Here is a 12855-nt window from a genome sequence, read left to right as displayed (position 1 = left end):
ATTACCTGAACTTCTGCATTAATTTATTATATAATTTTTGACTACTTTTGTCAACAAAACCATTAACAATCAAATTAATTATTTCTTAATTTTTGCAAATTTGTAATATTCACTTTATTTCTTATACTTTCATGTCATTTGTTTGCGAAACAGGTTAAACAAACTTAATTAAATTCTCAAACCAATCACAAAAAACGTATTTTCACCCTTTACTTTAACCCCTTCTTTATCATATCCAGCAATGTTCTCTGTGCCTCTGCAGAATAATACAGCACATCATATTCATTTCCCTTTTCACTTACACGTCTCTCGGCAGTGATTCCCATTTCTTTTCCTTTCTCAGAAGCACGCTGCATGGGAATCCCCCGGAATCCAAATGTCTCCAGATATCCTTCATCCAGCAGTTTCTGCCGCACCGCCTTATTTGTCAGACGCTTCATGGTGCTTTCATCACGCAGTTCATTCAACTTAGCAACCAGCTCGCTGAGTGTCATCTTATCGGCAAACGGAAACGCCTGCTCCATATCTTCTGTCAGAGAAAATTCCTGTTTTCCTTTTGCCTTCCCCTTCTTTTTCTCGGTACCTTTCCCCTCATCATTCATACCATTTTCTATAAAGATTCCCGCTTCCTCTCCAACAATTCCTGCCCCTGTCACATCTTCATTTTCGCCGTCATCCGGCACATGCTCCCTGATACATGCCACAAAACGCTCCCCGTACTTTTCATATTTAAATTCTCCAACGCCGGTAACCGTCAACATTGCACTCCTGGTTCTTGGTTTTACAATGCACATATGCGTCAATGTTTTGTCAGAGAAGACAATATAAGGCGGCACCTTCTCCTCCCTTGCTATCTCCATCCTAAGACTGCGCAGCACCTCGAAGAGCTGTTCGTCTGCCTCGGTAAAATCAGCTCCGGCAAGCCCGGCTGCAATTCCTTTTCTGCTCTTTTTCTCCTTCTTCTCCTTTGCCTGATGCTCCTGTTCCTTTGCCATTTTCATAGTGATCTGCGCCTCATCACCCAGAACCTCTTCCGATTTTGCCGTCAGCTTCACGATCGCATACTCATCATTGGTAACCGTGAGGAACTCATTCAGCAGCAGATAATTTATAACCTGTCTCAATTTATATGACGGAACTTTTGCCAGTTCCCCGTAATTGGGATTTTCATTCATCCTGTAATTCCTGATTTTTGCCGTATTCGCACCGTGTACAGTGTCAATAATAACGTTTACCCCATATCTCTGCCTGCTGCTTTTCACACATCCAACAAGCGCTCTGGCAATCTCCGTCACATCCACGGACTCAAACTGGCTCAGACAATTGGAGCAGTTCCCACAGTAATTTTCCCCATACTCTCCAAAATACCGCAGTATGTAATCCCGCAGACACTCATTGGTAAAACAGTAGTATGTCATCTTACGAAGCCTCTCCCTGTCCCGCTCTGCCACTAGCTCCCGGGACACCGGGTCCAGCTCCTGGTTCTCCTGGCTGTTGTCAATAAAGAGCTGGTTTGTCACAACATCCTGTCCCCCATAGAGTAAAATGCATTCCGCCGGCTCCCCGTCACGCCCGGCACGTCCTGCCTCCTGATAATAGCTCTCCATGTTCTTCGGCATATTGTAATGCACTACAAATCTCACGTTGGACTTGTCAATTCCCATACCAAACGCGTTTGTCGCCACAATGATCTGATACCTGTCATATATAAAATCGTCCTGGTTCTTCTTTCTCTCCGCGTCCCCAAGGCCTGCATGGTACCGTGTAACGGAAAATCCATCTTCCTTAAGTTTCCCGCACACCTCCTCCACCCCTTTTCTGGTGAGACAGTACACAATGCCGCATTCGCCCGGATGCATCTCCAGATAATTTTTCAGCACTCCATACTTATCCTTCGGAGACTGCACTCCAAAATACAGGTTGGGCCTGTCAAATCCCGTGGTCAGAACCTCCGGATTTTCCAGCAGCAGAATATCCATAATATCATCCCGCACCTCCCTGGTGGCCGTAGCAGTAAAGGCACTCACCACCGGCCTTTTGGGCAGTTTCTTAATAAACTCTACGATTTTCAGATAACTTGGTCGAAAATCCTGCCCCCACTGGGAAACGCAGTGCGCCTCATCAACAGCCACCATAGCTATCTTTGCATGAAGGGCAAAATCCAGAAATTCCTCTGTCACCAGCCTCTCCGGTGCCACATAAATAATCGGATATCTCCCCTGCCTGGCAAATTCAAGAGCCTTATAATACTGACCGGTTGTCAGTGAACTATTCAGAAAGGCCGCATGAATCCCCGCCTGATTCAGAGACCCCACCTGGTCCTTCATTAAAGAGATCAGAGGCGAGATCACCAACGTAATGCCATCCATAAGCATAGCCGGAATCTGATATATGAGTGATTTTCCGGCACCTGTCGGCAATATCCCAAGTACGTCCCTTCCGGACAAAATACTGTCGATCAGCGGCTCCTGCCCCTCCCGAAATGTATCGTAACCAAAATATTTTTTCAGTATCTGATATTTATCCATACTGTATCCTCCTGTTATCTGTACATGCCCGCAAACCATATCATTCAGCCGATAAAAATGCAAGCAAAAACGCCTGTTTCCATTTACTTTTCCATACAATTTATTATAATAAAGTTATAAACTTTGCACGGAACCTGTTTATACACATTCTACTGCCAAATGGACATGGTTTTCCACAAAAAGCAGATAAAATGTGGGAAAGGAGTCTCTATGACTAATGAAACACCCTCATCATCACAAAACCCTCAGGACTTGTTCCGGGAACGTATCAAAAGGGTAGACGATGCCATTGCACTGCAGGAAGGTGACAGGGTTCCATTCGCCCCCTTCAACAGCGCACTTCCCTATTTCCTCTATGGCGGCACCTTCCGTGACAGCATGTATGACTACGAAAAAGCATCTCAGTGTATTCTCCGCTTCTATCAGGATTTCCAGCCCGATGCAGACATCCACCTGGCATTCACCAGCGGCAGGTCCAACGAACTTGCCGGTTCCACCATGATTGACTGGCCCGGAAGGCCCGGAACAAGAGTGCCTGACTTTTCCACCCATCAGGTGATCGAACACGAATATATGTCTCAGGACGAGTATCCGGAGTTTATCAATGATTTTATGGGATTTACCCTGCGCAAATACATCCCGCGCGCGTTTCCCAATCTGAAAGGCCTTTCCGGCATTCACTTTGTTCCTTCCATTGTACTGAGCACCACACCCCTGGCTTCCTTCTATTCCCCGGATGTACAGGAGGCGTTTTCCATTCTGGCGAAGATTGGGGAAGAGGATGCAAAAGCTGCTGCGGCCAGCAATGCCCTCTCAGCCCGGATTGCAGCCATGGGAATCCCTCCTATGATGACAGGAGTCGGGGAAGCTCCCTTTGATATTATCGGGGATTATTACAGGGGGACCCTGGGAGCGCTTACGGACCAGATTGAATGCCCGGACATGATAGAAAAGGCCTGTGATATGCTGGCAGACATACAGATAGCCTCCTACGGGTATTTTAAAACTGCTCCTCTCCCTGTGAAACGTGTCTTCTTCCCGCTCCACAAAGGCATGGACGGATTCATGAGCCCCAAACAATATGAAAAACTTTACTGGAATCCGCTGAAAAAGATCATGCTCGCTCTCATAGATATGGGTGTCACGCCTTTTATCTACACAGAAGGAAAATACAACAGCCGCCTGGAACAGCTTGCGGACGTTCCGGCCGGCAAGGTTATTTATCACTTTGAGAGTGTGGATATGGCACAGGCGAAAAAGGTTCTGGGCAGCACAGCATGCATCTCCGGCAACATGTCCATTTATCTGCTGGAACACGGAACCAGGCAACAGGTCATTGACGCCTGCAAATCACTCATAGACACCTGTGCCCCAGGCGGCGGGTATATTTTTGATACAAATGGAAGTATTGACAATGCGAAACGCGAAAATATAGAAGCGATGTATGACACCGTACTTACCTACGGCAAGAAGTAAAACGTCCTTTCAGATGCATTTATCATAACACAGCAGGCCCGCTGATACAATAAAAAAATGAGAAAATTGCAGTCTGCAGAAATATAATGCCGCACCGGGTATACTGCCGTTCCCGGTGCGGCGTTTCACAGAATCATTTACATACTATCTACAGATTAGAATACCCCATCAGCGAGGCATCCACTGCCTCCGCCGCCTTCCGTCCTTCCCGGATAGCCCAGACGACCAGGGACTGCCCCCTGTGCATATCCCCCGCAGTGAATATACCGGGTATACTGGTCTCATACTCGCCCGGCTTTGTGGCCACATTGCTCCTCTCGTTCACAGACACGCGAAAGGCTTCCGTCACATACTTCTGGCTCCCCAGAAATCCCGCTGCGATCAGGACAAGCTGTGCCTCGATTACCTCCTCTGTCCCCTTAACAGGAACCATATTCATGCGGCCTGTCTTCTCATCTCTCTTACTCTCCAGCTTAACGGTCACAGCCTTCTGCACATCCCCTTTTTCATCCTTAAGGAACTCCGTCACTGTTGTCTGATATATCCTGGGGTCATGCCCGAACACAGCGATTGCCTCCTGCTGTCCATAGTCCGTCTTACAGACGCGGGGCCACTGGGGCCAGGGATTGCTGTCAGCCCTTGTATCAGGCGCCTTCGGCATCATTTCAAGCTGTGTCACAGATTTGGCACCCAGACGGATGGCTGTTCCCACGCAGTCATTTCCCGTGTCGCCGCCGCCGATCACCAGCACATGTTTTCCCTTTGCAGATATAAACTTATTATCTCTTAAATCAGAATCCAGCAGACTCTTTGTCACGGAAGTAAGAAAATCCACCGCAAAATAAATATTACCCGCATCTCTTCCCGGAACTTTTATATCCCTGGGGTTGGAAGCCCCGCAGCAGAGCACAACCCTGTCATACTCTTTTTGCAGCTCGGACGCCTTAATATCCTTCCCTGCATCCACGCCCGTTTTGAAGACAACGCCCTCTTCCTCCATCAGCCTCACTCTTCTGTCAATTACAGACTTATCCAGCTTCATGTTCGGAATGCCGTAGCGCAGCAGCCCTCCGATTCTGTCGTTCCTTTCAAACACAGTCACCTGATGTCCTCTCCGGTTGAGCTGCTGTGCAGCCGCCAGACCCGAGGGCCCGCTTCCGATGACAGCCACCTTTTTTCCTGTCCTCACTTTTGGAATTTGTGGCTTTACCCATCCCATTTCATATGCCGTCTCAATGATGGCGTGTTCATTTTCCTTAGTCCCCACAGGCTCCCCGTTGAGGTTACAGGTACATGCAGCTTCACACAGCGCAGGGCATACTCTGGACGTAAATTCCGGAAAACTATGTGTTTTTGAAAGGCGCAGATATGCCTGTTCCCAGTTTCCCGTATATACCAGATCATTTGTCTCAGGCACCATATTGTGCAGCGGACACCCGGAAGCCATACCTCCCAATATAGCACCTGACTGACAGAAGGGAATGCCGCACTCCATGCAGCGCGCCCCCTGTTTCTGCTGTTCTTCTCTGGACAGATATTTTTTAAATTCTCTGAAATGCTTAATCCTCTCTTTTGGCTCCTCCATCCGGGCATTTTCTCTGTTATATTCTAAAAATCCTGTAGGCTTTCCCATGACTTACTCTGCCCCTTTCTGACTAAAATTCTCGTTAAACGCTTCCAGTTTTGCCTGTTCCGGCGACATACCCTGCTCTTCCATTCTCGCAGCCAGAGTGATCATCTTTTTATAGTCATCCGGAATGATCTTTTTGAATTTAGGCAGATACTCCTGAAAATGCGCCAGCACTTCCTGTCCCTTCCCGGAGCCGGTAGCCTCCACATGAGCTTTGATCATATGGTGCAGCTCCTGAATATCCGGCTTTGTCTCCACCTTTTCAATGGAAATCATTTCTTTATTCAAATTTTTGTACAGATCATTTTTCTCGTCCAGCACATAGGCAATACCACCGCTCATTCCTGCAGCAAAGTTCTTGCCCGTTTTTCCCAGCACGACCACACGTCCACCGGTCATATATTCACAGCCGTGCTCTCCCACGCCCTCTACTACAGCACAGGCACCTGAGTTTCGGACCGCAAAACGTTCCCCTGCCACACCGCCGATATAAGCAGTTCCGCTGGTCGCCCCATAGAGTGCAACATTACCGGTAATAATATTTTCATCTGCCTTATAGTTTCTTTTTTTCGGCGGATACAGTACAATTTTTCCACCGGACAGACCCTTGCCCATGTAGTCATTACAGTCCCCGCACAGCGTCAGGGTAAGTCCTTTTGGAATAAATGCTCCAAAGCTCTGCCCTCCGGCTCCATTACAGGAAACAGTTATGGTATCCTCGGGAAGTCCGTCCTTATGCTGCCTTGTGATCTCCGCACCCAGAATAGTTCCAAATGCCCTGTCCGTGTTGGTCACCTGGATCTCCACACCGGCTTTCTCACCTTTCTCAACCGCTTTTCCCAGCTTTTTCAGCAGCACCTTTTCATCCTTTGTCTCTTCCAGCTTAAAGTCATACACCTGTGCCGGATCAAATGTGACCTTTGCGCCTTTTTTCATATACGGATTATTCAAAATTGCACTTAAATCAATTTGAGAAGCCTTTGGATTCTCGGCATTCTCCTTCACTTTCAGCAGGTCCGTGCGTCCTACCATTTCATCCAGTGTACGGACACCCAGTTTTGCCATGTACTCCCGCAGTTCCTCTGCTATAAAACGCATAAAGTTTACCACGTATTCCGGTCTGCCCTTAAAACGTTTCCTCAGCTCCGGGTTCTGTGTAGCCACACCGACAGGGCATGTATCCAGATTGCAGACACGCATCATGACACATCCCATGGTCACCAGGGGGGCAGTTGCAAATCCAAACTCCTCCGCGCCCAGCAGTGCTGCCACTGCCACATCACGACCGCTCATCAGCTTGCCGTCCGTCTCGATCACAACCCGGCTGCGAAGCCCGTTTTTAAGAAGTGTCTGATGAGTCTCAGCAAGACCAAGCTCCCAGGGAAGCCCTGCATTATGGATAGAACTCTGCGGCGCTGCTCCGGTACCGCCGTCGTATCCGGAGATCAGGATCACCTGCGCACCGGCTTTTGCCACACCTGCTGCCACGGTTCCCACACCTGCCTCAGACACCAGTTTCACGGATATCCTGGCATATTTATTGGCATTTTTCAAGTCATAGATAAGCTCTGCCAGATCCTCAATGGAATAGATATCATGATGCGGCGGGGGAGAGATAAGGCTTACGCCGGGCGTGGAATGCCTGGTCTTTGCAATCCAGGGATAGACTTTCCTTGCAGGCAGGTGTCCTCCCTCGCCGGGCTTTGCTCCCTGCGCCATTTTAATCTGAATCTCCTTTGCACTTACCAGATAACGGCTGGTAACGCCAAAACGCCCGGATGCCACCTGTTTGATCGCGGAACAGCGGTCCACAGCACTTCCCGCACTGTCCAGACGCTCATCACTCTCTCCACCCTCACCGGTGTTGGATTTGCCATGCAGCATATTCATGGCAACAGCAAGGGTCTCATGTGCCTCCTCGGAAATAGATCCATAGGACATTGCACCTGTCTTAAAGCGTTTTACGATATCGTCAACACTTTCCACTTCCTCAAGGGGAATTCCCTTTTCCGGATACCGAAAGTCCATCAGACTCCGCAGATATCCGCTCTGTTCCCTGTCTACCAGTTCCGTATACTGTCTGAACATTTCGTAATCACCGCGTTTTGTGGATTCCTGCAGCATATGGATGGTCTGGGGATCATAGCGGTGCTTCTCCCCCTCACTCCTCATCTTATGGATTCCCATGCTCTCCAGCTCCAGATTCGTTGGCAGTCCCAGCGGGTCAAACGCTTTGGAATGGCGCACCTCCACATCATCTGCAATATCCTTCAGCGTGATTCCGCCCACGCGGCTCACAGTCCCTGCAAAATACTTCCCGATCACTTCCTCTGATATACCAATCGCCTCAAATATCTTAGATCCCTGATAAGACTGAATGGTGGAAATACCCATCTTGGAAGCGATCTTGACAATCCCATGCAGAATGGCATTGTTATAGTCATCCACAGCCGCATAATAATCTTTATCCAGAAGCTTATTATTGATCAGCTCCTTTATGGTATCCTGTGCTAGATAGGGGTTGACCGCACATGCTCCATACCCCAGAAGTGCTGCGAAATGATGCACCTCTCTCGGCTCACCGGATTCCAGAATAATGGCAAGGGACGTTCTCTTCTTTGTCTTTACCAGATACTGATGCACTGCGGAGACTGCCAGAAGTGACGGAATCGGCATATGATTCTCATCAATTCCTCTGTCGGAGAGAACCAGTATATTGGCACCATCCTTGTACGCCTTATCCACCTCCACAAACAGCCTGTCAATGGCTCTGTCCAGACGGGTGCTTTTATAATACGTGATCGGCACCACTGCTACCTTGAAGCCGTCCACCTTCATGTTTTTGATCTTCAGCATATCTGTATTGGTCAGAATCGGATTGTTAACCTTCAATACCTGGCAGTTTTCCGGCTGCCCCTTCAGCAGGTTTCCGTCTTTTCCCACATATACGGTGGTGCTGGTGACAATTTCTTCACGAATAGCGTCAATCGGCGGATTTGTCACCTGTGCAAACAATTGTTTGAAATAGTTAAACAGAGGCTGATGCTTCTGCGAGAGCACAGCAAGTGGTGTATCTGTTCCCATTGCCGCGATCCCCTCAGAACCATTCAGGGCCATGCTGTAAATAGATTTTCTGTAGTCCTCATAAGTATATCCAAATGCCTTCTGCATTCTGGTGAGCTCTTCCCCTTCATACTCCTCCACCCGGATGTTGGGAATCTTCAGGTCGTGCAGTTCCACCAGGTTACTGTCCAGCCACTCACCGTAAGGTTGTTTTTTTGCGTAAATCTCCTTTATTTCATCATCGCTGAAAATCTGTCCTTTTCTCGTATCGACCAGCAGAATTTTGCCGGGATGCAGACGTTCCTTCAGTACGATCTCCTCCTCCGGCACAGGCATGACCCCCACCTCTGAGGAGAGAATAACATCCCCGTTTTTTGTAATATAATATCTGGACGGGCGAAGCCCGTTTCTGTCAAGAACGGCGCCCATCACATCGCCATCGGAAAAGAGGATAGAAGCCGGACCGTCCCATGGCTCCATCATGGTGGCATAATACTGGTAAAAATCCCTTCTCTCCTGGGAAAGCGTATTATTGTTAGCCCAGGGTTCAGGAATAGCCACCATGACTGCCAGCGGCAGATCCATGCCGTTCATCACAAGAAATTCCAGTGTATTATCCAGCATGGCAGAGTCAGATCCTCTGGTGTCCACCACCGGAAGCACCTTGTGGAGCTGATTCTTTAGATAATCTGACGCCATGGTCTCCTCTCTTGCCAGCATTTTATCAGCATTTCCGCGGATTGTATTGATCTCCCCGTTATGCACAATAAACCGGTTCGGATGTGCCCGCTCCCAGCTCGGGTTAGTATTGGTACTGAAACGTGAATGCACCATGGCAATGGCTGATTCGTAATCCGTATCCTGCAGATCCGAGAAAAATGTGCGAAGCTGATTTACCAGAAACATGCCCTTATACACAATGGTCCTGCTGGACATGGACACCACGTATGTATTGTCATTGCTCTGCTCAAACACACGGCGGGCAATATATAGTTTTCTGTCAAAAGGAAGCCCTTTCTCCACATGATCCGGTTTTTTAATAAATGCCTGCACTATATTCGGCATGCACTCCAGTGCCTTGTGACCCAGGACCCGGGAACATACAGGCACTTTGCGGTATCCCAGAAACTCCAGCCCCTCCTTCTCCACAATGATCTCAAACATTTTCTTTGCCTGGTTGCATTTCAGTTCATCCTGGGGGAAGAACAGCATGGCAATTCCGTATTCCCGTTCTCCTCCAATCGCAATCCCCTCTTTTTTGCAGGCTTTTTCAAAGAATTTGTGAGAAATCTGAAGCAGAATACCGACGCCGTCACCGGTCTTTCCCTCTGCGTCCTTTCCTGCCCTGTGCTCCAGGTTTTCCACAATCTTCAATGCATTTTCCACGGTTTTGTGGCTCTTAACGCCTTTGCTGTTCACTACGGCTCCGATACCGCAGTTGTCGTGTTCAAATTGCTGCCGATACAGTCCTTCATCTTTTCTCATAGTCAAATCCCTCTGCTTTCTTATATTCAACAGCCGCACACACAAGTCCCGCAAAAAGGGGATGCGCATGATTCGGTCTGGATTTTAATTCGGGGTGTCCCTGTGTTCCGATAAAAAATGGATGGTCCGTGATCTCAATCATCTCCACGATCCTTCCGTCAGGTGAAAGGCCTGCCAATGTCATTCCCTTCTCCTCCAGCCTCTCCCTGTAGTCATTGTTTACCTCATAGCGGTGTCTGTGGCGCTCTGTGATTTCCTCCTTCCCATACAGGGAATAGGATTTTGTTCCTATTTTCAGCCTGCAGGGGTAAGACCCAAGTCTCAGGGTCCCGCCCAGGTCCTCCACTCCGTTTTGTTCCGGCATGAGCGCAATGACCGGATGCAGGGTATCAGGATTCAGCTCCATGCTGTTGGCATCATGATAACCGAGCACATTTCTGGCAAATTCAATGATCGCGGTCTGCATTCCCAGACAGATTCCCAAAAAGGGAATCTTGTTCTCTCTGGCATATTTCACTGTCAGTATTTTTCCTTCTGTCCCCCTGGTTCCAAAACCGCCCGGAACCAGGATTCCATCCACACCGCCCAGCAGTTCTTCACAACTGTTCTCCGTGATATCTTCAGAATCCACCCAACGGATCTTCACGCTGGCATGCCCTGCGATACCACCGTGCTTTAACGCCTCCGCAACACTTAAATAGGCGTCATGAAGCTGTATATATTTACCTGCAATGGCTATCTCAACCTCTGTATTCGGATGCCGCAGGTCTTCAACCATGGCTTTCCAGTCATCCAGATCAGGTTCAGGGCAGGGCAGGCGCAGACATTCACAAACCACCTGAGCCAGATTTTCTTTTTCCATTGCCAGAGGTGCTTCATAGAGATATTCCACATCCAGGTTCTGCAGTACATGACTTCCCGGTACATTACAGAACAGCGCAATTTTATCTTTGATTTCCCGGGAAATAGGATATTCTGACCGGCACACCAGAATATCCGGCTGCAGTCCCATACCCTGAAGCTCCTTCACGCTTGCCTGGGTAGGTTTTGTCTTCAGCTCCCCGGAAGCCTTCAAATAGGGAATCAGGGTAACATGGATCAAAACCGCGTTCTCATGTCCCACATCATGCTGGAACTGCCGGATTGCCTCCAAAAAAGGCTGGCTCTCAATATCACCTGCCGTTCCTCCCACCTCAATGATAGCGATTCTCTCTTCATCCGGTGTCTTAGCTCGGTAGAAGCATCCCTTTATCTCATTGGTGATATGAGGAATCACCTGCACTGTCCCGCCGCCGTAATCTCCGTGGCGTTCCTTATGCAGAACCGACCAGTATATCTTACCCGTGGTCACATTGGAGTTCTTATCCAGACTTTCATCTATAAACCGTTCATAATGTCCCAGGTCCAGATCCGTTTCTGTCCCATCATCTGTTACGAAAACCTCCCCATGCTGGATCGGATTCATAGTACCGGGGTCCACATTGATGTAGGGGTCAAATTTCTGCATGGTCACCTGATATCCTCTGGCCTTTAAAAGCCGCCCAAGTGACGCCGCTGTAATCCCCTTTCCCAATCCCGACACCACGCCGCCTGTAACAAATACATACTTTACTGCCATCACATTTTCCTCCTGCGTTGCCTGACTTATGGAATAATTACAACATTTTCCACACATCAAAAAGGCGCCGGTAACCTTGATATATAAGGTTTACCGACGCCATTGTCGTTATTTTTCCAATATGCTTTTTACTTCTTCCATTCCTTTTTGCCTGTTTCAAATGAAACACTGCAAAAATTATGGAATTACTATATCTCATTTCTCCGCGTTTGTAAATCCCCAAATTATTTTTTTTCATCAGAGGGTCTCCGGAGGACTTTTCTGCAGCCTCCTCTCATTTTGCAGATGCCTTTTGACATACAGCCCGTGTGGGTCCGGATATAAATCCTCCTATATACCATATTTATCAAACAGCTTCTTCTGATAATCCCGATCCGTAACAGCCCTCTTGATTTGCTTATAAGCCTCATCCAGTTCTGACTGCCGCAGCAATACTTCAATCAACTGGTTCACTCGTATTTCTCCCTGCTCAATACCCCTCTCAATTCCCCTCTCAATTCCCTGCGTTTCTCTTTCCTCCAGCATCTCCTCAATTGCAGTACACATATTAACCTCTCCCTTCTCATTTTCTTTTAACTCCTTCAAAGCAGGAACATTCAGAAACTTTGACACCAGCCAGCCTTTTTTTGCATCCAGATGTATGAACTCCCTTTTTCTGGTCTCCAGGAATTCTTTCATCCCTTCTTTATCCTTCAGAAGCGGAAGCAGTTCAAAGACCTCCCGAAGTCCGGTCCTGAAATGACTGCTCTCCACCGTACCGCTGCATACCAGGTTAACCCGGTAATCCTGGATACACGCTGCCCACGGTTCCAGCTCCGGCGGAATATCCAGCATATCATGAAGACACAGCGGCCCATCCCAGCTCTGTTCCTCCCCATAATAAAATACAATCGTGATTACCGGCAGCAGCCTGTCTTCCCTCTTCATTCCGGATAGATACTCTGCTCCCTTTTCCAGCTTTCCCTCCTCTCTTCTCTTTTTTACCATACGCTCTACCTGCCTTGTATAATCCATTGCATCATAGAGCATACAGCGGACCGGCATGGCATAATGTA

The 12855-nt window shown here is 48.3% G+C and carries 7 protein-coding genes; 1 reads left to right on the top strand and 6 read right to left on the bottom strand.

The features are described from left to right. Positions 1–209: 209 nt before the first annotated feature. The gene (gene recQ / locus WMO65_RS09225) at positions 210–2528 is read right to left on the bottom strand and encodes a DNA helicase RecQ (protein WP_349064031.1); all 2319 of its coding nucleotides are present in this window, start codon (positions 2526–2528) and stop codon (positions 210–212) included. A gap of 210 nt (positions 2529–2738) precedes the next feature. On the opposite strand from recQ, the gene WMO65_RS09220 reads away from it, so the two are divergent. Next, on the top strand, positions 2739–4004 hold the full coding sequence (locus WMO65_RS09220) for a uroporphyrinogen decarboxylase family protein (RefSeq protein ID WP_033140689.1): 1266 nt from the start codon (positions 2739–2741) through the stop codon (positions 4002–4004). 148 nt (positions 4005–4152) lie between these two features. Here WMO65_RS09220 and WMO65_RS09215 read toward each other — a convergent pair whose 3' ends face one another. The 5 genes from WMO65_RS09215 to WMO65_RS09195 all read right to left on the bottom strand — a co-directional run. Further along, positions 4153–5637 carry a glutamate synthase subunit beta gene (locus WMO65_RS09215; protein ID WP_033140690.1) on the bottom strand — a complete coding sequence of 495 codons (1485 nt, stop codon included), beginning with the start codon at positions 5635–5637 and terminating at the stop codon, positions 4153–4155. Positions 5638–5640: 3 nt separating this feature from the next. Then, positions 5641–10182 (bottom strand): glutamate synthase large subunit, encoded by a 4542-nt coding sequence (gene gltB, locus WMO65_RS09210; RefSeq protein WP_148392042.1) that lies wholly within the window; start codon positions 10180–10182, stop codon positions 5641–5643. Next, positions 10169–11800, bottom strand: coding sequence for a CTP synthase (pyrG, locus tag WMO65_RS09205; RefSeq protein WP_148392043.1), 1632 nt, complete (start codon positions 11798–11800; stop codon positions 10169–10171). Before pyrG ends, gltB begins: the two co-directional genes overlap by 14 nt. A 37-nt stretch (positions 11801–11837) precedes the next feature. Next, positions 11838–12038: a hypothetical protein gene (locus WMO65_RS09200; RefSeq protein ID WP_148392044.1), complete on the bottom strand. Its 201-nt coding sequence runs from the start codon at positions 12036–12038 to the stop codon at positions 11838–11840. A gap of 92 nt (positions 12039–12130) precedes the next feature. Next, on the bottom strand, positions 12131–12855 hold a 725-nt coding region (locus tag WMO65_RS09195; RefSeq protein ID WP_343310041.1), incomplete at its 5' end, for an RpnC/YadD family protein.

Source organism: Blautia caccae (assembly GCF_040095955.1).
In the GTDB taxonomy this organism is placed as follows: domain Bacteria; phylum Bacillota; class Clostridia; order Lachnospirales; family Lachnospiraceae; genus Blautia; species Blautia celeris.
Note: the sequence above shows the minus strand (reverse complement) of the source record. Positions and strands in the feature narration are given on the sequence as shown.

What these genes read in the sequence shown, in the direction of transcription:
- recQ (WP_349064031.1), bottom strand. Translation starts at nt 2,528, where the DNA reads ATGGATAAATATCAGATACTGAAAAAATATTTTGGTTACGATACATTT.
- WMO65_RS09220 (WP_033140689.1), top strand. Translation starts at nt 2,739, where the DNA reads ATGACTAATGAAACACCCTCATCATCACAAAACCCTCAGGACTTGTTC.
- WMO65_RS09215 (WP_033140690.1), bottom strand. Translation starts at nt 5,637, where the DNA reads ATGGGAAAGCCTACAGGATTTTTAGAATATAACAGAGAAAATGCCCGG.
- gltB (WP_148392042.1), bottom strand. Translation starts at nt 10,182, where the DNA reads ATGAGAAAAGATGAAGGACTGTATCGGCAGCAATTTGAACACGACAAC.
- pyrG (WP_148392043.1), bottom strand. Translation starts at nt 11,800, where the DNA reads ATGGCAGTAAAGTATGTATTTGTTACAGGCGGCGTGGTGTCGGGATTG.
- WMO65_RS09200 (WP_148392044.1), bottom strand. Translation starts at nt 12,038, where the DNA reads ATGAAAAAAAATAATTTGGGGATTTACAAACGCGGAGAAATGAGATAT.